The organism is Acetivibrio cellulolyticus CD2, from assembly GCF_000179595.2.
Lineage (GTDB): Bacteria > Bacillota > Clostridia > Acetivibrionales > Acetivibrionaceae > Acetivibrio > Acetivibrio cellulolyticus.
Window position 1 is genome coordinate 1,627,131 of sequence record NZ_JH556653.1, and the last position, 22,787, is coordinate 1,649,917.

General features: G+C 36.2%; 14 protein-coding genes. 2 read left to right on the forward strand and 12 right to left on the reverse strand.

All coding sequences use genetic code 11. From position 1 onward, the window contains the following. Positions 1-199: 199 nt before the first annotated feature. From groL to ACECE_RS0209280, 9 genes are all read right to left on the reverse strand, one after another. On the reverse strand, positions 200-1,837 hold the full coding sequence (groL, locus tag ACECE_RS0209235; protein ID WP_010680924.1) for a chaperonin GroEL: 1,638 nt from the start codon (positions 1,835-1,837) through the stop codon (positions 200-202). A 57-nt stretch (positions 1,838-1,894) separates the two neighbouring features. Further along, positions 1,895-2,179 carry a co-chaperone GroES gene (groES, locus tag ACECE_RS0209240; RefSeq protein WP_010680925.1) on the reverse strand — a complete coding sequence of 95 codons (285 nt, stop codon included), beginning with the start codon at positions 2,177-2,179 and terminating at the stop codon, positions 1,895-1,897. Between the two features lie 655 nt (positions 2,180-2,834). Beyond that, positions 2,835-5,609, reverse strand: coding sequence for a PKD domain-containing protein (locus ACECE_RS0209245; protein ID WP_010680926.1), 2,775 nt, complete (start codon positions 5,607-5,609; stop codon positions 2,835-2,837). Positions 5,610-6,044: 435 nt separating this feature from the next. Next, a complete protein-coding gene (locus ACECE_RS0209255; RefSeq protein ID WP_010680928.1) occupies positions 6,045-6,770 on the reverse strand; it encodes a M48 family metallopeptidase in 726 nt (241 codons plus the stop codon). A 10-nt stretch (positions 6,771-6,780) separates the two neighbouring features. Further along, positions 6,781-9,936, reverse strand: coding sequence for a type I restriction endonuclease subunit R (locus ACECE_RS0209260; protein ID WP_010680929.1), 3,156 nt, complete (start codon positions 9,934-9,936; stop codon positions 6,781-6,783). Between the two features lie 23 nt (positions 9,937-9,959). Further along, on the reverse strand, positions 9,960-11,207 hold the full coding sequence (locus tag ACECE_RS27065) for a restriction endonuclease subunit S (protein ID WP_010680930.1): 1,248 nt from the start codon (positions 11,205-11,207) through the stop codon (positions 9,960-9,962). A gap of 58 nt (positions 11,208-11,265) precedes the next feature. After that, positions 11,266-12,102 (reverse strand): DNA damage-inducible protein D, encoded by an 837-nt coding sequence (gene dinD, locus ACECE_RS0209270; RefSeq protein ID WP_010680931.1) that lies wholly within the window; start codon positions 12,100-12,102, stop codon positions 11,266-11,268. A 16-nt stretch (positions 12,103-12,118) separates the two neighbouring features. Beyond that, positions 12,119-13,651 carry a type I restriction-modification system subunit M gene (locus ACECE_RS0209275; RefSeq protein ID WP_235715928.1) on the reverse strand — a complete coding sequence of 511 codons (1,533 nt, stop codon included), beginning with the start codon at positions 13,649-13,651 and terminating at the stop codon, positions 12,119-12,121. Next, positions 13,638-14,288, reverse strand: a complete 651-nt coding sequence (locus tag ACECE_RS0209280; protein ID WP_010680933.1) for a restriction endonuclease subunit S — start codon at positions 14,286-14,288, stop codon at positions 13,638-13,640. The genes ACECE_RS0209275 and ACECE_RS0209280 overlap by 14 nt, the downstream gene beginning before the upstream one ends. 375 nt (positions 14,289-14,663) lie before the next feature. Between ACECE_RS0209280 and ACECE_RS29255 the strand changes: the two genes are divergently transcribed. Both ACECE_RS29255 and ACECE_RS0209290 read left to right on the forward strand, forming a co-directional pair. Beyond that, a complete protein-coding gene (locus tag ACECE_RS29255; RefSeq protein ID WP_010680934.1) occupies positions 14,664-17,633 on the forward strand; it encodes an S-layer homology domain-containing protein in 2,970 nt (989 codons plus the stop codon). Between the two features lie 206 nt (positions 17,634-17,839). Further along, entirely contained in the window at positions 17,840-19,108 is a 1,269-nt protein-coding gene (locus ACECE_RS0209290) for a serpin family protein (protein ID WP_010680935.1), read from the forward strand. A 342-nt stretch (positions 19,109-19,450) separates the two neighbouring features. Here the strand turns inward: ACECE_RS0209290 and ACECE_RS0209295 are convergent, their stop codons facing one another. Genes ACECE_RS0209295 through hisF form a run of 3 tightly spaced genes read right to left on the reverse strand, consistent with a single transcriptional unit; the run spans position 19,451 to position 22,058 of the window. Further along, positions 19,451-20,590, reverse strand: coding sequence for an RNA-binding domain-containing protein (locus ACECE_RS0209295; protein ID WP_010680936.1), 1,140 nt, complete (start codon positions 20,588-20,590; stop codon positions 19,451-19,453). A gap of 20 nt (positions 20,591-20,610) precedes the next feature. Then, positions 20,611-21,270, reverse strand: a complete 660-nt coding sequence (gene hisIE / locus ACECE_RS0209300) for a bifunctional phosphoribosyl-AMP cyclohydrolase/phosphoribosyl-ATP diphosphatase HisIE (RefSeq protein WP_010680937.1) — start codon at positions 21,268-21,270, stop codon at positions 20,611-20,613. A gap of 26 nt (positions 21,271-21,296) precedes the next feature. Continuing rightward, positions 21,297-22,058 carry an imidazole glycerol phosphate synthase subunit HisF gene (hisF, locus tag ACECE_RS0209305; protein ID WP_010680938.1) on the reverse strand — a complete coding sequence of 254 codons (762 nt, stop codon included), beginning with the start codon at positions 22,056-22,058 and terminating at the stop codon, positions 21,297-21,299. Between the last annotated feature and the right edge of the window lie 729 nt (positions 22,059-22,787).

Consider the following 22,787-nt stretch of genomic DNA (forward strand, 5'->3'; position numbering starts at 1 on the left):
GCAGTTTCTATGTTCTAAACCTATGACTTACTAAAGTTAATTGTGTTATGATGCACTAAAAAGAATTGAAATCACTCATAATAATATTTTATACTTAATTTTGCGTTATGTGAAGTACAAAATCAAAAAATGAATAACAAGAGAGGAGACCAAATTATTCCATTGGTCTCCTCCCGTTATCTTAAGTTATCTTTTCGGATTAGTACATTCCGCCCATTCCGCCCATTCCACCTGGCATTCCTGCAGGCATTGGAGCTTCTTTTTCAGGCTTATCAGCAACAACTGACTCAGTTGTAAGAACCATGGATGCAACTGATGCTGCATTCTGCAATGCTGATCTTGTAACTTTTGCTGGGTCAACTATACCAGTTTCCAACATGTTAACATATTTTTCGTTCAAAGCATCAAATCCAGTTCCAACTGGGCTGTTCTTGAGCTTTTCAACTATAACTGAACCTTCAAGACCTGCATTAGCAGCAATCTGTCTTACTGGCTCTTCTAATGCCCTAAGGATTATCTGAACACCAGTCTTTTCATCACCAGTTACTGTGTCTAATAATTTTGCTACCTTTGGAATAGCATTTATTAATGCTGTTCCTCCACCTGCTACTATACCTTCTTCAACAGCAGCTTTTGTAGCAGCTAAAGCATCTTCTATTCTCAATTTCTTTTCTTTCATTTCTGTTTCAGTTGCAGCACCAACCTGGATAACTGCTACACCGCCAGAGAGTTTTGCAAGTCTTTCCTGCAATTTTTCTCTATCAAAGTCAGATGTTGTTTCTTCGATCTGTGCTTTGATTGATGCAATTCTCTTCTTGAGTTCGTCTTGGCTTCCTGCACCGTCAACGATAATTGTATTTTCTTTTTGAACCTTGATTTGTCTTGCTCTACCAAGCTGTTCAAGAGTAGTTTCCTTTAATTCCAATCCAACTTCTTCAGTGATAACTTCTCCACCTGTTAATATTGCTATATCCTGAAGCATAGCTTTTCTTCTGTCACCAAAACCTGGTGCTTTAACAGCTACGCAAGTAAATGTTCCTCTTAATTTGTTAACAACCAATGTACCAAGAGCTTCGCCTTCAACATCTTCAGCGATGATAACAAGTTTCTTACCTTGCTGAACGATTTGTTCCAATATTGGAAGAATTTCTTGGATATTGCTGATCTTCTTGTCTGTGATCAATATATATGGATCATCTAAAACAGCTTCCATTTTTTCTGTATCAGTAATCATGTAAGCTGATACATAACCTCTATCAAACTGCATACCTTCAACTACTTCGAGGTTTGTTCCCATAGTCTTTGATTCTTCAACAGTTATAACACCGTCGTTTGTTACTTTTTCCATAGCATCTGCGATGAGGTTTCCTATAACTTCATCGTTAGCTGAAATTGAAGCAACTCTTGCGATGTCTTCTTTTCCTTTGATCTTCTGGCTTACTTCCTTGATACCTTCAACTGCTGAGTCAACAGCTTTTGAGATACCTTTTCTGATTATCATTGGGTTTGCACCTGCAGCAACATTCTTTAATCCTTCTCTAACCATAGCTTGTGCAAGAAGTGTTGCAGTAGTAGTTCCGTCTCCTGCTACGTCATTTGTCTTTGTAGCAACTTCTTTAACTAACTGTGCACCCATATTTTCGAATGCATCTTCAAGTTCAATTTCTTTTGCTATTGTAACTCCATCGTTTGTAATCATTGGAGCACCGAACTTTTTATCTAAAACAACGTTTCTTCCTTTAGGTCCAAGTGTTACTTTTACTGTATCAGCTAGTTTGTTTACACCACTTTCAAGTGCTTTTCTAGCTTCTTCACCGAATTTAATTTCTTTTGCCATAAACCGTAACCTCCTTAATATATTTGGAATCATATTGTTTATTCATGTATTGTTGGATTATTCAACTACTGCAAGGATATCACCTTGTTTAAGAATTGTATACTCCTGTCCATCGAATTTAACTTCTGTACCGGAGTATTTGCTCATTATCACTTTGTCTCCTACTTTTACTTCCATTTTGATTTCTTTGCCGTCTACCACTGTGCCTGGTCCTACTGCTACTACTTCAGCTACTTGTGGCTTTTCTTTTGCTGAGCCAGGTAATACAATACCGCTCTTTGTAGTCTCTTCACTTTCTACCATCTTTACTACTACCCTATCTGCTAAAGGTTTTAGTTTCATAAACAGTACCTCCTCTGAGATTTTATTTTAAATTTGTTATGTATCGGATTGTTAGCACTCACATTAAGTGAGTGCTAATTACATTATTTATATTATTATATTACCCGATTCGTTTTCAAACATTCATTTTTTCTATATTTTATTATTTTATGGGAATATTCTTTAGTTAGGTGTGGATTTGTTCTTAATTCATCAAATTGCTTTAATTTTCATTTGTTATACTTTGTTTTCAATGCTTTATTGCTGGTTTGTTTAGTTTTTGGGTATTTAATGAGTTTGAAGAAATGTAAATTTTTTATTTATTATTTAAGCAAGAGAGTGCTTGATAATTTGGTGGGTTGATTTTTTGAGGGAATTGGTTTGCAGGTCGTGCCTGCTGTTTTAGTGTCAAACAACTCCATTGCGTGACCTTCGCAAAAAATCAGTAGGCCTCGGCTTTATAATTTTTCGCCGCGTCTATGGGACATCCTGTCCCTGAGACGCTAAAAATGCCATCCTTGGCATTTTTGCTTCAAAATTATAAAGTCTTCGGGCCACTGATTTTAATGCTCAGGTCAAGCAATTCCGTCATTTGACACTAAAACAGCTTACAAGCCACATCTTTTACCTGTGGAGCTGATTTTTCAGATTGCATATTTTGTTCTAGAACTTACAATTATTCTATGACAAATTTATAGTAATAAATACGGTTTCCTACAATATCAAACATAAGCTTATCTCCCCTTGAAAATAATACTTTATCTTTATCACTTCCATAACTACTATGGTTCATAGTTTTGATCAAATAGTGAGCTTGGGCATCAAATAGCAAAAGGTTTGATCCGTTTGAAGCTAAGAAATATTTTCCATCGTGCGAGAATGCGCCGGAAGTGGGGTATGCATCAGTGTCAAACTCTCCATAGTTTTTTTCTATATCGGTAGAATCTACGTCAAATATGGTATATCCATCTCCGTTTCCACCACCACAGCAAAACACCAGATGTTTTCCATCACTTGAAATACTCATATCTATTCCATTCGCACCCATATCCCGAACAACCTGTTCAATTTTCAGTTCTTTCGTATTCTCGTCAAAAGAACATCTTGAAAGACTACTAGGGCTTAGTCCCTTGTCTGCGTAAAACAAGTTATTGTTATTTTTATCATATTCAATTAACCCAGCACCATAAGCAGTAACTTTAATTGAACTCAAAACTGTTTTTTTCTCTATATCTATTACACTTATATATCCACTAGGCCAAGCGTCTGATATGGCAAAAGCAATATTTTTTTCTCCATATACTATTCCTTTATATGAATATGGAGTATCGATATAGTATAAAGAGTTCTTTCCAATATCAATTACAGCTATTTTATTAACCGCTGTAAAAGAAGCAATAATTCTATTGTTTTCAGAATCATAACTTAATTTATTTGGTGCTCCAAACACTTGATATTGGCTTGCAACATCCCCTGTCAGTACATTAACAATTTTAATTACGTTTTTCGTATCTGCAGCAATAATCCACCCATTTGATAATGCAATTGGTTTGATTGAAAGATAGCCATCAAGATAACCATCTTCAATATCACCAATTTCATCGGTAGTATCCATCATATCCGTTGCTATTATATTTACAAACGTCAAGTCACTTTCACCAGCTTCATTATATACAGATAAGGAAACACTGTATTGTCCTGTCATATCAGGTGTAAACGAAGGATTTGAAGAACGTGCTCCATTTATTACACTTTGACTGTTTTCAGGCTTTGAAACCATCTCCCACTTATATCCTAAATAAGTTCCAGAGCCCATATCACTTCCGGTTCCATCAAGGTTTACGCTCAAACCTTTAAGAGCAGCCTTATCACCTGTTGTATAAGCTGTAGGTCTTATTACTTCTGTTTGGATAATACCGCTTCTATAAAAACACATCATTCCTTCACTGGTGTCAAATACGATTTTACCTCCTATTGAAAAACGAACAATATCATCAGAATAATCCATACTTGCAGTTCTGCCCACAGTAGAAATAACCTCATGAGTTTCGACGTCAAATATTTTTAAATCCGAAGCATTTGAAGCCACTATATATTTATTATCAAGAGTAAAATGTGCTGAACTTGGATATGCGCCGGTATTCCATTGACCGAATTTTTGGGTAATGTCAGAACTATCAATATCAAATATTGTATATCCGTCATTTCCTCCACCACAACAAAAGGCAACATGTTTCCCATCACTGGATATAGCAAGGTCCTGGCCATTCGAACCAAGATCTCTGCTATACTGCTGGAATTCAAGTTCATTAGTAATTTCATTAAATGAATATCGTCCTAAAGCACTTGGACTAACACCTTTAACTCCAACAATCAGGTTGTTCTTATACCTGTCATAAGCCATTAAGCGATATCCTTCATTTTCTTCTATGCTACTAATTACTGTATCTTTTACTGAATCAACAACATAAATTGTACCATTATAGCTATCACCTGTAATAACAAAAACAATTCCCCGTTCACCTAGAGTCATCTCCATGATGCTCTCGTTTAGCTTAATGTATGTAATCTCTTCAGTCTTCATATTTATTTTTGCAATCATATTTGTATCACTAAGACTTACAAATAATAGCTCACTGTCAAAATCATATTCCATTTTGTCAGGTTTTCCATTCACCAAAAACTCTTTACCATGCTCAAATGTAAATACATTCATAAATATTACTTTATTGAGATCCAGATCTTTTACAATTATCCATCCATCTGAAAGGGGAATATAATCATTAAAGTCATAACCTTCTATATATCCTGTGGGAATGCAACTTGTATCAAGATCATCAGTTTTTGATCCAATTTCTTTAGCCTTTACATTTACAATTTCTTCATCACTTGTAGAACTACCATCACTAACCGTTAATCCAAGAACGTAATCCCCTGTCAAATCAGCAACAAAACTCGGGCTTACAGCAGACGAATCATCTAAAGCTGCAAAACTATCTGAGGGCTTGGAAATAATTCTCCAGTTATAAGAAATGATTTTTCCTGCGGGGGCCGTGCTGAAAGAACCATCAAGTGATACTTTAAATGACTTATATGTTACAACGTCCTCTCCTGGATCTGCAGCAAGAGGAATTAAATTCGCAGGAAAATCAGGAATTGCCTGGAGCAGATATTGCCTCATGTAAGCAAAATCTATTGAATTAAACATTGCATTTCCATCTACATCTGCTGCCCTAAGGCCATTAATACTAGGGAACTCGGTTATAAATCCTAAAATATGTTGCCTCATGTACGCAAAGTCTATGGAATTAACTTTGCCATCTCCATTTACATCTCCACAGATAAACCCTTCATCAGCATAAACATTAGTACCAATTCCTGATACGTTTAATACCTGACTAACCGATAAAACAATCAGTATTAACAATGATAACTTCTTTAATCTTAACATTTTAGTCCTCCCCAAATAAATAATTCAACTTACTCAAAATACCTATAAACATTTGATAATACTTTGCACCATTATTCTTAACGTCTTAAACTAGTTTCTTTTGTTTCGTTATTCTAATAATACTAAACAAAATTACAAACAATGTTGTTGATATCAAAATAGGAACATAAAACAATGTTACGCCCATACTGGCATCGTTTGAAAAGTAAAAACTTATTTTACCCAATAATGAACTTTCTCCAGAACCATAACTATATATCTCTAGAATTATTTTTATGAAAATAGCCAAATATACTAAAACACAAGATATCCAATGGTACTTTTTAAGAAAAAAACAAAACAGAAAGCTTACAACAAATGGTATAATAACACCAATAAAAAAAATTTGGAATGCTAACATTTATCCCCCTCCTTTCAAAAAAAAAATAAAGTTTATTAAAGTTCTCTGACAACTTCTTCATCCAATAATTCTTTTCTCATTTTCCAATCCGGCATTAACGATGTCATAAATGTATAAAACTCTATGTTATGCTTGCTATACTTGAAATGTATTAATTCATGGAGCATTACATAGTCAATACAGAAACTTGGTGCTTTAATCAGTTCATAATTTAACAGAATGGTTTTCTTGTCTTTGATGCAAGATCCCCAACGTAATTTCATTACTCGGATATTGATTTTAGGTTTCTCAATGCCATATTTTTCAACGATAGGATATATACGTTCCAAACTTTCTTCAAATTTTAGGAATGCTTTTATTCGAAACCAATTGTTTAGGAGGCTCTTTTTAGCTTCGTAATTATTCTTATCTCGTATATAAATATGAATATAACCGTGATAATATTTGACGTATTCTCTTTCATCAGTTTCTTCAACTTTAAGACGATATTGTTTCCCCAGGTATTTAAAGGATTCTCCGCTTATATACTTCTTATTTGTTATATACTCCGGCTGTGTTTCCTTAAAATAACTTACATTCTTTATTATCCACGGTGTTTTTGACTTAACAAATCTAAGTATATAGTCTAGAGGAACCTCCTCGCTTGCTGTTACAACTATAGTCATATCTGGTTTTATGTTCAGGTTTATATTTTTTACATTTTTTCTTTCAAGCTCAAATTCAATTATTTTGTCACCATAATTTACAGTGTGTTTTCCCATAACCACCCACCTAATATCTTCTAAGTGCAACTGTTTTAATATTTTCAATCAGTTTATCAATTTGCTTATACGACAGATCAGGAAAATGCTTTTTCTTTGCAATATATAATAACCCATCTATTTCTTGAGATATACGGTTATGAACATCCGGGTTATCATGCCAGTCAACTTTACTGTGTTTATCTATGACAATATCGATGTCTGTAGCAAGTTCTGCCAAGATATCTTCATAATTATAAATTCTTCCAGGTTCATTTATACCTCCGGAAACACCAGCATCACAGGAGGTTTCATCCTCCAAAATATCCTTAATAACACCATAGAAAGCTTGTGCATGGGTGTTGTGCTTAATTTTTTCCGGGTATACTGTTTCTGAATATCCTTTCCTGAAGTCTCTTTTTACTGCATTTATTCTTTCCAAATAATCTGCCTCAGATATCCGCTTTTCTTTATACGCCTTTATTATTTCCTCAATACGCTGGGCAAAAGTCTTATAATATGCAGGGTTCTCATCCCACTTTGCATTTATTCTTTTTGTCATTCTTGTACGGATAGCATCAGCTTTTGCTCTCTTGGAATCAAGCCTCATTAGCTCCTCTTCAAATTCTTCCTCGTCGAGGATGTCTACAGGTGCAGTGATTTGGATTACATCTTCAGCTGCAATATAAGTATCCATAAGATTTCGCATTTTAGGCTCATATTCTTTGTGATCTATGGTATCGGAATACCTGAGTTTTACTGAAGCTCTGAGTTCTTGATAGAATTTAAACTCTTTTTTGTACAATAGAATGTCTTTTTCCCCTATTGCATTGTAAACATGCTCCGATTCCAGCGCAATCCCCAAATACCTGCCAAACTCGCTCAGTTCATTATAGAAATCATTCCTGATTACTTCATCTTCAAGTATAAGTTCATACTCTTCCTTGTCGGATTTGTTTTTAACAGCTTTGAATATTGCTACAACATTGGAATAGGATTCACGCAGCTTTCCAAGTGTACTTATCACATCTACAAGCGCACGCTCTAAATCTTTACCATCAAAGTTTTCAAGTCCGGCTCCAGAGTAAGTTTTCATTGCAGAATCCAATTCTGCAATAAGTCCACGATAATCAACTATAAGTCCGAAATCCTTACCTTCATACAATCGGTTTACACGCGCAATTGCCTGGAGCAGGGTATGATCCTTCATGGGTTTGTCTATATAAAGGATAGTAGCTCTGGGAGCGTCAAATCCTGTCAAAAGCTTATCAACAACAATAAGTACCTCAAGTTCATCACCATCAACAAACTCACTCTTTACGTGTTCTTCATATTTATCGGGATCTGAATACTCTTCCGTCATTTTCCTCCAAAACTTCAGAACCCTATCTTTAGGCTCTTCATCTACTTCTTCATAGCCTTCACGCTGGTCAGGCGGGGAAATAACAACCGCCGTACTTACATCTTCAAATTCTTCAAACGCTTCCTGATAGCGAATTGCATCAGATTTGGAAGCAGTTGCAAGTATTGCTTTAGCATAAGTGCCTTTATAGAATTGTTTATAATGTACGTAAATATCATCGGCGATAAGCCGTATTCTTTGCTCTGATGAAGCGATTGCCTCAAACTTGCTCCATTTATTTTTAAGTTCTTCTGCCTGCTTTTCATTGAGATTTCTGGTTATCATTTCAATGCGCCTGTCAATAGCATTTCTATTAACTGTCTGTTCAACAAGTCTGCCTTCGTAAAAAAGCGGTACTATAGCACCATCATCCACACCATTTTTGATGGTGTATTGGTGAATCATCCTGCTTCCGAATTTATTCATTGTACTTTTATCTTTTTTCATAAGCGGTGTCCCAGTAAAACCTAAGTAACAGGAATTTGGAAACACTTTCTTCATTTTTATGTGCAGTTCGCCGTATTGAGTCCTGTGGGATTCATCAATAAGTACAAAAATATTTCTGGACTTCACAGGTTCCTGATGCCTAGAAGCTGTATCAAACTTATGGACGAGGGATGTAATTATATCTGCACCATTATTATTAATCAATTCAACAAGGTTTTTACCGCTGGTTGCTCTTTCCGCTTTCAGCCTTGAATGGTTGAAAGTCTTATGAATCTGGCTATCCAACTCTATTCTGTCTGTAATGACCAGTAATTGTGGATGTACTTCTGCCATTTCAGACAAAAGATATCTTGCAAGCATAACCATTGTAAGCGATTTCCCAGACCCTTGCGTATGCCATATGACACCAGATTGACGGTTTCCATTTTTATCCATTTCCTCTACTGTCTTTATTATCTCTTTAATTGCAAAGTACTGCTGGTAACGTGCAATCTTTTTTATATTTTTATCATATAGGTTAAAATACCTTATTAATTGTAAAACCCGATTAGGGTGAAACAGTGAAACAATGTTTTTATCCTGGGTAGTCGGAATTCTGTCTGTAACAGCCTTTCCAAGCTCTTTTTCAAACCATTTGTATTCAACAGACTTTTCATCCTCTTTCCATACAGACCAGAATTTCTTAGGTGTCCCAGTAGTAGCATATTGAGTCTCATTTTTATTGGTAGCCATCACAATTTGAATAAATTTAAACAGTTGAGGAATATACCCCTTTCCCTGATTCCTCAGCATCTGACTGATTCCCTGGGAAATAGATATAGATGCCTTCTTACATTCAATTACTGCAAAGGGTATACCATTTATAAAGAGCACAATATCCGGTCTCGCATTGCCCTGACCATCTTCCCTCTCAACGCTGAATTCTTCAACCACATGGAATATATTGTTTTCAGGCTTCTTCCAATCAATGTAGTTGATGTCAAATGACCTTGTTCCATCTACATCCGGCAATTTTTCGGCGTAGCTTCTCCCTAGGAGTAAGGAATCATAGATTTTTTCATTTGTTTTCATAAGTCCATCTGTCAAAGCTTCATCAAGGTCTTGTATAGCTTGCTTGATGTTTTTTTCGGAGAACTTATGGCATTTGCTCTTATACTCAAAATGATTTATTTCTTTTAACTTTTCATACAGAATGTCTTTCAAAATTACATTATACAGATTTCCTCTCATTGCCTCCGCTTTTTCAAACGGTAAAACGATATAACCAATCTTGCTGAGTACTTCCAATGCCGGTATCTGGGATATATACATTTCATTATATTCCGTCTCTCTGCTCACATAATCGCCTCACTTGTCTGTATCTAATTGTTTACACGTACTATGCCTGTAAGTAACAGTTGCATAAGTCCTTTCTTCTGGAGCTTCAAGGCTTCCAGTTCTTGTTGGTGTAGGTTTATTTCTTTTGTAGCTACATCAAGAATTTCTCCAATTTGTTTTTGCTCATACTCACTTGGAACAGGAAGTGTTATGTCAAAAAATTCATCTGCATTCAAGTTTAATAAGCCATCATTTCTTACTCCTGTATTAATAATTGCAGCTAGTTGATCATTCATCAAACCAGCCTCAAAATAGTACTTATAAAAATTACTATCTACACCATTCATTGAAAATGATATATATACGTTTGGCACTAGTGCTTCCTCATAATCTTCAAGTCTAAATATACATCCATATGGATATGTTTTTGAATTGCCTTTATTATATGAAAATTCGCCATGTTTGAGTAATGTGTATTTCTCAACATTTTTACCAGCTATAACTTTTGAAAACCGTTCACTTTGATCCAAAAATCCACTTAATGATGATATCGTTAATACTGGAACATCTTGTCCATTGTTTTTCCTGATTATTCGTATGCAAATCTCTTTTAATCTTTTTAAAGTCCATTCATTATTAAATCCTGAAAGCTTGAGTTTACCAGTCAAAAGCTTATTCATCAGCCCTCTCTTTTGTTCTTTCTTTTGCTCAATAAGCTTCTCTTTTAATTCAATTGCTTTATCCCATGCGGATAGAATATCAGCAATTTTCCGCTGTTCTTGTTTTTCAATATGCGGTATGCATATCTCAGAAAATTTCGATTTGCTAATAATAGGTACAGCCTGTTTTTCAATTTTAGATTCTTTAATTTTATTAAAGTAATAATTAAGTGCATAATATACATATTCATTATTATATATCTCATTTGGAATTATAGAGTTTATTTGCTGATTTGTAGTTAACATCTCTGATGCTATAGCAATCTTTCCAATTGTAGATCCAATACAAATCATCATAATAGAGTTCTGAGGAACTTTTCTACTAATTTCAAAACCTTTTCCCGACAAGTATTTTTCAGTTTTGCGAACATATTTACTACTGCCTATATCACCAGGTGCTACAAACATATAAGTATCTCCATAGTACTCAGGATGTTTGGTACTTGGAGTGTTTCCTGTAATTATTTCTCCAACATTTTTTATCTGCGCAACATTCCATTCCTTGGGTATTCTTCCAATTTCACTTTCATAAAATTTGCGTTGTGAATTTTTTCTCAGCTCACTAATATTCATATAATCTCGCCTCTCATAACCTCATTCAACCCTAAAGCATATTCTAAAAGATTTGTACTTAATCAACTAATTTCTTATTTTTTGTCTCTATCTCCTTCTCAATCTGCTTAGCACTCTTCTTAGGTGTTGGTAAATTCTCAGGCATAGTCCCACCAAGCTCTTCAATTGTTTGTCTTACTTTTTTACCTACATACAAATGTGTTTCATTTGCCTTTTCCTTACCTTTTATATTATCACGCCTTAATTTTTCGTCAGTCTGAGTAGCCCGAAACAAATTGGCTGCAAGTTCTGTACTTCCCATGTGGTCAAGTATCTTTTGGCTCTTTTTCAAGCCTTTTCTTTCGTGAATATCCTTTGCTTTCAATCCACCGTAAAGTCCCATATATCCGTAATTTTGAAAGACAGCATAATCAACATTGGTTTCAACTCCTGCATTTTTAGCAGCTTCAACAAGTGATTTGTTATGTTCTTTGAGTTCATTCCTAATTGCCAGCCTTTTACCATCTTCAGTTAATTGTTCAACTGCCTCCTGCATCTCTCTTTCCCGTGTTTTCACTGCAAAATAAGTCTGACCAAGTGCAATTACCTCTTTTCTTGGATCTCCATTTTGCACTATCAGATAACAGGCATACCTCGAAAGATAAAAATCATCAACTTCTCTTTTGGCAGTTTTCCCGGTTTCTATCATATTGCTGACCTCAGCAATATGATCTGAAGCATTTATATTACTGTTTTTGCAGGCTTCCTTAGCCTTATCAATCAGCTTAACGAAGTTTTCCCATCTTTTGTACCCTAAAACTTTTGCAAGGTCTCTTCCGTACCAGTATTCTGCACCATATTCATTTATCTTTTTTATTTCCTCAAAGGTTCTCTCCGAATAACCCTTAATATCCATTACATCAACTCCCCCTTTACAGCCCCAACTCTTCCAAATACTTTGCCATCTGTCCTTCAACTTCCGCCAATTCCGCCTTTATACTTGCTATCTTTTGTGCTACTTCCTCCATGTCCACCATTTCTTCCTCTTCGAAGGTATCTACATATCTTGGTATGTTGAGGTTGTAGTCATTCTCTATGATTTCATTTTTTGTTGCCACATAAGCAAACTTTTCAATATTCTCATACTTTTCATAGGCATCTTCAATTCTCTTAATATCCGCTTCTCTGAGTTTGTTCTGGTTTTTTCCTTTTTCGTAATAATTGTCACCAGACGCATCTATGAAAAGCACATCGTCTCTGTCTCTGTTCTGCCTGAATACCAGTATACATGCCGGAATACCTGTACCAAAGAATAGGTTTGACGGAAGGCCAATTACTGCATCAAGTAGATTCATATCAATAATTTTCTGACGGATTTTTCCTTCGCTTGCACCTCTGAACAGAACACCGTGAGGAAGTACAACACCCATTCTTCCACCTTCAGCTAAAGAATGGAGCATATGGAGTACGAAGGCATAGTCTCCTTTCGATGAAGGAGGCACACCCCAGCTAAAACGTTTATATGGGTCGAGGCCCTCTTCCATTTTGAATTCCTTGTCATTTCCTTCTCCAACAAAACCCATTGCCCACTTATCTAGTGAAAATGGAGGATTTGCAACTACCACCTGGAATTTCATCAACTTATCATTTTCCAGATGCAACGGATTTGAAAGTGTGTCACCCCATGCAATCCTTGCATCATCAATGCTGTGCAGGAACATGTTCATTCTGCATAGAGAATGTGTTTGACCATTTCGTTCCTGTCCATATATCTGCGCCTTACCCGATGGTATTTTATTAAAAGCCTTAATCAACAAGGACCCAGATCCACAGGTAGGGTCATAGATTCTGTCATTTTCTTTTGGTTTGACAAGCCTTGATAAAAGTTCTGAAACTTCCGACGGAGTAAAGAATTCGCCGCCTTTTTTACCTGCATCTGAAGCAAAATTTGCAATCATATATTCATAGGCATTTCCTATTACATCTTCTCCAACAAGCCTTGAAGGTCTTAAATCCAAATCTTTGAAGTCTTCCAGAAGGTGTTTTAACATGGCATTTCGCTCTTTTGTATTACCAAGAACAGCTTCTGAGTTAAAGTCTATGTTCTTAAATACTCCTCTGAGTTTTGTCTTGTTTTCTTCTTCCACGTGTGCCAAAGCTGTATTTATTATTTCGCCGATATTGGGCTGATTTCTTTTGTCGTATATATAATCAAAGGTTGAAATTTCATCTAGTACAAACCGTTCATATGACATTTGCCTTTTAACCATTTCTTCATCATTATCAAATTTTTTCATAAGTTCTTCTTTATGTTCTTTATATATGTCACTTACATATTTTATAAACAGCATAACAAGCACATAGTCTTTATAAACTGAAGAATCGACCTTACCCCTGAAAGTATCGCATGCTCTCCATAACGTTCCGTTTACTTCTTCCTGTGTATATTTCTTAATTTCCATCATTTGAACCCCCTGTGATCAATTTTCCTATAATCGCTTTGTTGTATTTCGTTTTCTCATCAATGAGACTTGTCATCAATTCTTTTTCTCTTAACATGAATTTATTAAACTCAATTATTTTCTTCTGTTTTTCAATCTTTGGGAACTTTACAACGATTTCTTTTAACAAACTGTTATTTATAATCTGTATTGCAGAGCCAATAACCGACCTTCCAAAAAACTCCTTCATCAAATCACTGTTCAGATATATACTAAGATAATCCGGTAGCAGTATAACATCAGACAATCTTATAATTGCAAACAGTGAAGGTATCAACAGGCCTTCGTTGTTCTCATTTATAGCAATTGAAGTGTTTGGATAGCTTAACCTAACAATAACATCTCCCTGCTGTGTCAGGTATTTTTCATCAAGTTCCTCATTACTTTCAAAGCAATCAAGTTCATTTATATTCAGCCATCCATCCTGTTCAAAACTCTTCAATGTAAGCATTTTGTAATCTTTAAACACATTTTCCCTTAAAGCTGCCTGTTTTCTTTTAACCACCAATCCAGTATTTATTTTTGCAATATCACCAAGCTTTTTTGTTTCAAGTACCACAATATTACCCACTTCCAGATTGTTATTTTCGAGCTTGTACATTTTTTATATATTTATTCTATATTTCAATCCACTAATTGTCAATGTTTTTATTGTCCTAATTCAAAAATAACAATCATTAATCAAATTTTATACTTTATTATAAATTCTATTGATATCAAAGGGATTTAGACAAATTTTTAGTGGGAATGTTCTTTTAGATTGTGTTATGAATTGTACCAATTTTAACGATAACTAATTAAATAACAGTATTAAGCCGGAAAATATTGAATGTATTTTTTTCTATAAGTAAGTTTCGCTATTATAATCAGAATAACTATTTCTTCTAAAAAAATGTCTTACTACTTTTATGCGATCATAAAAGTCAGCTAAAAAACTTTTCAGGAAGAATAGTATATAGACGAGGAGGTTTTGTGCATGAAACAAAGAATATCGGTAATCATGGTTTTCACAATGCTTTTTTCAATTCTCCATCAATTTGTAATACCTTTGACAGCTTATGCCGGAAAAAGCGAGCCCATTGCTATTTGCGTTGATTTAGATGGCTTTCAGGATGTTGTTGGCGGAGACAGTGATAGAACTTTGCTCTGGAAGAAGGGGGATGCTTCGGTAGTTGATGGTGTAATGCGTATTGCAGATTCACTTGAAGGTAAGGCCGGTACGGTTGTCAGGAGGAATCAAATCAGACTTACTCACGGCTTTAGCACCTATTTTCAGTTTCAAATACATGATCCTGGAAATGGTGGTTATGCGGATGGACTCTCTTTTATCATTTATGAAGCAGACCAACCACAATTAGGCTCTACTGGTGGTGGCCTAGGTTATAAGGGTATTGATAAATCCATTGCAGTAGAATTCGATATATACCAGAACACAGATTTAGACGATCCAGAAAGCTCTCACGCAGCAATTATGTTAAACGGTAATAATTCACACTACGTACAGCCCACAGACTCATTAGCTGATTGTTCAAGTCTTCAGGGCAGCATAATCAACGCGTGGGTTGATTATAATAATGGAACTGTTACTGCCACATTTGGTACTGAAAATAGTAGGTCTAATGAAGGAAACATAACAATCAGCAGAGATGTGGGTGATTTTCTTGAAGAGAAAGACGTATTTGTCGGCTTTTCTGCTTCGACAGGCGGTTGCATGGCAAAACACGACCTTAAAGAATGGTATTTTAAGGACAGTTATGATTCGGATGGTCTGAGTTCGTATTATACACAAGCAGCATCAACTCTGGATATCAACCTTGACAATGTTATAAATCCCACTTCTGTTTCTGTTGCAGTTTATGACGCAACGGGAAAAGAGATGGAAAATCAGAATATAGAAATCTTTATCGATAATACTAGCATGGGTGAGTTCAATACTGGTACAAACGGCTACCAGTACGATTTAAGCGGTATTGAGTCGGGAGAACATATAATCAGATCAATTGTTTATGGCGGAGCGTCCAACTTCAAAGAATTTACTGTCAGTTCAATTGCCAATTCCGACAACAATAGTGTCAACGTCGGAAAGGAAAGTGTAACGGAAGGAAAAACTGTTACACTGACAGCAATTGGAGACAGGCAGGATGAAGAAGGTATATACATTGAAGATGAAAGGTATATACCTGTATCATGGACCTCTACAGAAACCGGAAAATCTGGTACATTTAGCTTGTTGGGCAACAACTATACATCTACATACACTACAACTGCAGCCGGAAGTTATACCATAACGGCAACCTTCCAGAAACAAAAATGGGATGGCACTGAATGGAAGGATGTCTCTGGGGATACAGACAGTAAAGGAAGCACCCTCAAAGTTGAAGCTCTTGTAAGCTTTAACCTTACTGCAACACCCGGTAATCAACATGTGCAATTAAGTTGGGAACCAGTAGAAAGTACAGAATCATATGATATATATACTGACGATATCTTCACTGCAACAGTATCCTCGAACGTATATGCTTATGATGTAGAGAACCTCACAAATGGCAATAAATATAATTTTCAAGTAAATGCTCTTGACGACAGTGAATTTGTTATCGCAATATCCAATAAAGTAAGCGCTGTTTCACCCCATGCAACTTCAAAAGTTAGTAGTAACAACGATAGTAATACAACACCAGTGACACCGCCAAATAGCGGAGTGGTTATTCTTGTAAACGGCAAAACTGAAAACGCAGGAATTGCCATAAATAGTACTAGAGGAACTAAGACTATAACAACCATTGCCATTGACGAGAAAAAGCTTGAACAAAAGCTTGAACAGGAAGGCAGAAAAGCAGTTGTTATTATCCCTGTAAACTCCAAATCCGACGTGGTAGTCGGAGAATTAAACGGGCAGATGATCAAGAGTATGGAAATAAAAGAAGCGATTCTCGAAGTAAAGACTGATACAGCAGCTTATACTTTGCCAGCACATCAGATAGATATAGATAAAATATCTCAGCAACTAGACACACAAGTATCACTTCAGGACATCAAAGTACAGATAGAAATTGCAAAGTCTCAGGACGAAACAGTCCGGATAGTTGAAAACTCCGCAAAGAAAGGTGGGTTTTCTGTCGTAGTTCCTCCTGTAGATTTCAGTATCAAATGCGCTCATGGAGATAAATCGGTAGAAGTAACAAATTTCAACGCCTATGTGGAAAGAACTTTAGCAATACCGGATGGGGTTGACCCAAGTAAAATAACGACAGGAATAGTAACGGAACCTGACGGTGCAACAAGACACGTTCCCACAAGGGTATCACTTGTTGACGGTAAATACTATGCTCGTATCAACAGTCTTACCAACAGTACCTATGTGGTGGTATACCATCCTATAGAATTTAAGGATGTGGGTAAACACTGGGCAAAAGAAGCAATCAATGACATGGGTTCAAGAATGGTAATAAGCGGAACTGGCAACGATATGTTTGAACCAGATAGAGACATCACTCGTGCAGAATTTGCAGCAATTATCGTAAAGGCATTGGGACTAAAACCTGGAATGGGAACAAATCCGTTTACTGACGTAAAAAATTCCGACTGGTGCAGCGACTATATCAAGACAGCTGTTGAGTACAATATCGTATCGGGCTATGATAATGGTCAATTCGGTTTAACGGACAAAGTCACCCGCGAACAGGCAATGACTATGATAGCAAACGCCATGAAAATTACCGGGTTAAAAGTGGAGTTTTCCGAAGGTGAAATCGAAGAGTTATTATCAGATTTCAGTGACTCAATCATATCGTCAGATTATGCGAAAGCCAGCATTGCAACCTGTATTAAGGCGGGAATTGTTTCAGGACGGAAGGTCAATCTTTTATCTCCAAAGGATAACATCACCAGAGCAGAGGTTGCAGAAATAGTAAGAAAGCTATTACAGAAATCGAATCTTATTTAGCTGATAAAAAAGTTCTCGATGTTAATATAAAATAGATGATTGTTTTTTAACCGCAGATTACAAAGCAATGAGCTTGCTTGTATAACTGCGGTTTCTTGTTTTTACTAAACCACGAAGATAATTGTATTTCAGCATGTCATCAGATATAATAAAATACAAAGGTTACAGCATTTGCTAAATACAATTATAAAAGGAAGGTAATTTCAATGAAATTTCTAAATCGTCCAAAAAGATATCTAAACTCATTACTGATTTTTGTATTACCAATAGCACTAATAGCAAACCTCACAGGTTGCTCGGTTAGCGTTAAAGCAGATGATTTAATGTCCGGGATATCTCCTAATAAAGTGAGCGGAAAAGCTACCGATGATAAATTCATAACCAATGTATCTCAATTCTCAATTGAACTTTTCAAAAAATCCATTAGTGATAAGGAAAATTCTCTTATTTCTCCGTTATCAGTATTGATAGCCCTTTCGATGACAGCAAATGGCGCTGCAGGCGAAACACTTTCACAGATGGAGAAGGCGCTAGGCATGGATATTCCTATTAAGGATTTGAATGAATACCTGTACACCTACGTAAACAACCTGCCAAGTGAAGATAACTCAAAGCTGAATATTGCAAACTCAATATGGTTCCGTGATAACAAAGGCAGTTTTACGGTTAATAAGGATTTTTTACAGAAGAACTCGGATTATTACAATGCTGCTATATACAAGTCTGCATTTGATAGTCAAACTGTTAAAGATATTAACAATTGGACTAAGAAAAGTACAGATAATATGATCGATAAAGTAATTGATCGAATAGATGGTGATACTGTTATGTTCCTGATAAATGCCGTCGCATTTGATGCCAAATGGGAAAATGTTTATACTAAAGAAAATATACTAAAAGACAACTTTACTTCTATTGATGGCAAAGTCCAAAATATTGATTTTATGTGTTCGAGTGAACCAAAATATATTGGCGATGACAAAGCATCAGGTTTTATCAAACCATATATTAATGATAAGTATAGCTTTGTGGCGTTACTTCCGAATGAAAATATAAATATCAACGACTACATTGCAACTCTTACAGGCAAGAGCTTTCAAAATACTATAAAATCTGCACAAGATATATTTGTTAGTGCTTATTTACCTAAATTCAGTTACAATTACTCAATTAAACTAAATGATGCTTTAAAAAACCTTGGAATACAAAAAGCTTTTTCACCAGAGCAAGCCACATTGGGAAAACTCGGCAAATCATCTGAAGGAAATATCTTTATTGGCGATGTTTTTCACAAAACATTCATCTCGGTTGATGAATTAGGAACAAAAGCAGGAGCCGTCACAAAAGTTGAAATAAAATGCGAATCAGTTGGAATGGTAGAAAAAACCATAAAGCTTAACAGACCTTTTGTGTACGCTATTATTGACAACACGACAAATTTACCTGTTTTTATCGGTACAGTAATGAGTTTATAAGCTGTTTTAGTGTCAAATGACGTAATTGCTTGACCTGAGCATTAAAATCAGTGGCCCGAAGGCTTGATAATTTTGAAGCAAAAATGCCACGGATGGCATTTTTAGCGTCTCAGGGACAGGATGTCCCATAGACGCGGCGAAAAATTATCAAGCCGAGGCCTACTGATTTTTTGCGAAGGTCACGCAATGGAGTCGTTTGACACTAAAACAGCAGGCACGACCTGCAAACCAATTCCCTAAAAAAAACACCCCACAAAATTGTCAACCACTACACCTAACAAAACAACAACTTTACCTGTTTTTATTAATACAATCATGAATTAGAAGAATAAAAAAATCATCCTAACTTCCAAAAAACGGTGGAAGTATGACTTTGAAGAGATTTTGTGAACCAATATTGACAAATTTCACTTTTCCAATATCTTTAAACGCATTCTTTACCCTTGTCATCCCCATCCCAGATTTCATAAAACGTTTTTTGGAATCAAGGGTAAGAAGCCTTTGATAGAGCCAAGAGTTCCTTCTGTCAGGATTGTTTTCCCTAATAAACTTATAAACACTATTCTCTGCGATTAAAGCACCCGGATTGCTTATCTCTACATTTTTGTCCGTGATGGATATTGTAATTCCCCGGGAAATGTCCAGATAGTCACGGTGCACAAGAGCATTCGCTATTACTTCTTCCAGCGCTTCAAACGGATATTTCTTAACATTAACAATATTTCTTAGATAATTAGATACATCGTCTAACATGGTAAGAATATTCCCATAGAACATTTTCACTTCACCCATGTTTATCACTTTTATATAGACATGCGGCAGATAGATTGAGGGATTCTTACCAAATAGCAAAAGTCCCCCTATTGTAGGGTGATATCCTTCATCCTCAACCTTCTGCCCTATTATTCCCAATGCTTCAAGGATTATTTCGCTTGGGTTGTCACTGATTACATTTAAAGTCATGAAAAAATTGCGCACAAGATTAAAATCAATCTCTTCCATGCAAACATTCTTTAAAATAACAGTCTCATAAGTCATAAGACCATATTCCTGAAAAAGATTGGCTAATTCATTTCTTCTGGCAAAGTCAGTGGTTGACCCACGCCTTACATAAAATGCTCCATTCTGGATCATCTGGTGAGGCTGATGATGACTTTTATAAACAGTCAGGACAGCTAACGTTTTCCCCTCATAGTTTATAAAGTCCAGTGAAATGGGAATAGGCGGATCACACCTGTTATATATTGTTTGCTGAATCTGTTCTTCTTTGTAATCAGGTGGAACTATCCCAAGTATCCTCTTGGTCTTGTCCTCTACTCCAAAAACAATATAACCCCTTCCACCTCTGGAATTTGCCATCGCTATAACGTCTTTTGTCAGTTCTTTCTTTTCGCTTTCTGTGGATAAATTCAATGATGCCTTAAAATCAAGCTTTGGTCCTTCTTCCTGCTTGAGCAGGCGTTCAAGTTTATATTTATCCAAGATCACACCTCCGGAGAATTCTATCTTCTCTTTCCGAGCTCCTCAAATATATCTTCGTAAGTAATCCCTCTTTCAACCATCAGTACAGATAGGTGATATATAAGGTCTGAGATTTCATATATTGCTTCACCATTTCCTGGATTCTTTGAAGCTATAATTACTTCTGCAGTTTCTTCTCCAACCTTTTTCAGTATTTTATCAATACCTTTGTCGAACAGATAATTAGTATATGAACCTTCCTTAGGGTGTATTTTCCTATCAACTATAACATCATATACTTCTTTGAGTATTTTTGATTTATCACCGTATACGCTCTTTTCGTCAAATACTTTGTCAGAATTTTCTTTTATTCCATCTTTGTTAAGTTCCCTATAGAAACAGGAATAGTGTCCTGTATGACATGCAGCTTCAACCTGTTCAACCTTTACAAGCAATGTATCTCCATCACAATCCAAATTGATTGACTTAATTGTCTGGAAGTGACCGGAAGTTTCTCCTTTTAGCCAGAGCTTGTTTCTGCTTCTGCTAAAATAATGTACCTTGCCGGTTTCCATGGATTTTATAAAAGCCTCTTCATTCATGTAGGCCATCATAAGGACCTCATTAGTTTTATAGTCCTGAGCTATTACAGGTACCAAACCATTACTGTCAAACTTAATCTGTTCTAATAATTCTTTCATTTTCTGCTTCCTCCAATTTTTATTCCTTACATTCTTACTTCTGTTCCTCTTTGCTTCAAGTATCTTTTTAAATCCATTATCTCCATCTCTCTGAAGTGAAACAACGAAGCAGCCAGTACAGCATCCGCTTTTGCATCAACAAGAGCATCATAGAAGTGTTCCATAGTTCCCGCTCCACCCGAGGCTATTACAGGAATACCAACACTTTCAGAAACCTTTCTCGTAAGTTCAATATCATAACCGTTTTTTGTTCCGTCACAATCCATACTTGTGAGCAGAATTTCACCGGCACCCATCTTTTCAGCTTCAATTGCCCATTCAACGGCATCCTTACTGGTATTGACCCTTCCACCGTTGAGGTAGACTTCCCAGCCAGAGTTATCTGCACGTCTCTTTGCATCTATTGCAACTACAACGCACTGGCTTCCAAAGCGCCATGCAGCTTCCGAAATAAGCTCAGGCCTTTTAACTGCAGCAGAGTTTACGGAAATCTTATCCGCACCGGCTTTCAGGATTTGCCTGAAATCCTCTACCGACCTTATACCTCCACCCACTGTGAAAGGTATAAATACCTGCTCAGCAACCCTGCTTACAACATCGAGCATGATACTCCTCGCATCTGAAGATGCTGTAATGTCTAGAAAAGTAAGCTCATCTGCCCCAGCCTTATCGTAAATTGCTGCAACCTCTACAGGATCACCTGCGTCTCTTATATTTACAAAATTAACTCCTTTTACAACCCTGCCTGCATGAACATCAAGGCAAGGGATTATACGCTTTGTCAACATTTCGAACTACTCCTCGTATAATATATTTTGTAAGGTTTAAGTCTTAGATTTTCCAGTTGAACCCCTTACATTTCCTTGTTCATTTACCATAAATCAACTGGGAGTTTTCTTTACGAAAACTCTTTGAGGCAATGTAGCTGGGGTGCAAAAAAGTTTTTTAAGTGCGGTTTACAATGAGTGGGGCCCATATGATAGCCTGCTAAGGCTGCAGCCGCCATATCCCCTTTACTCCTTCTCCAAAGACCTCCTTTGGGGATAGGGTGGCTGCCTCTTCGGCTGCCTAATCATATGGGGGAGGCTCGTTGTCAACTGGATTCTTGAAAAAGTTTTTTGTACTCTAGCACTGACTCAAAGCTAATGCTCCTTGATAATTTGATTTTTGTTAGCTATTGAACTTAACTAATGCTCGTGTAACAATAATAGTGGCTATTGAGGATGGTTCTGTTCAACTCCTGTAGGGCATTTTTATGTCGCTTCTGTTAAAGTCAGTTCCCCTGGCCTGATGTTAGCTTTAAACCGCTGGGTGTTTTTCTCTTTTTATCTCTCTCCTGTATGGCAGTTCAAGGAGTCGTGCATAGAGATTCAAGAGGTGTATTCTAATTGCGAGGATGTTGATGCGTCAGGTACCACGGGCATTAGTTAAGTTCAATAGCTCAAAATTTTTAATCAGAAAGGTGGTGATTTCATTGTCAAATTCATTGTTGGTGGGTATTGATGTTAGTCTCAAAG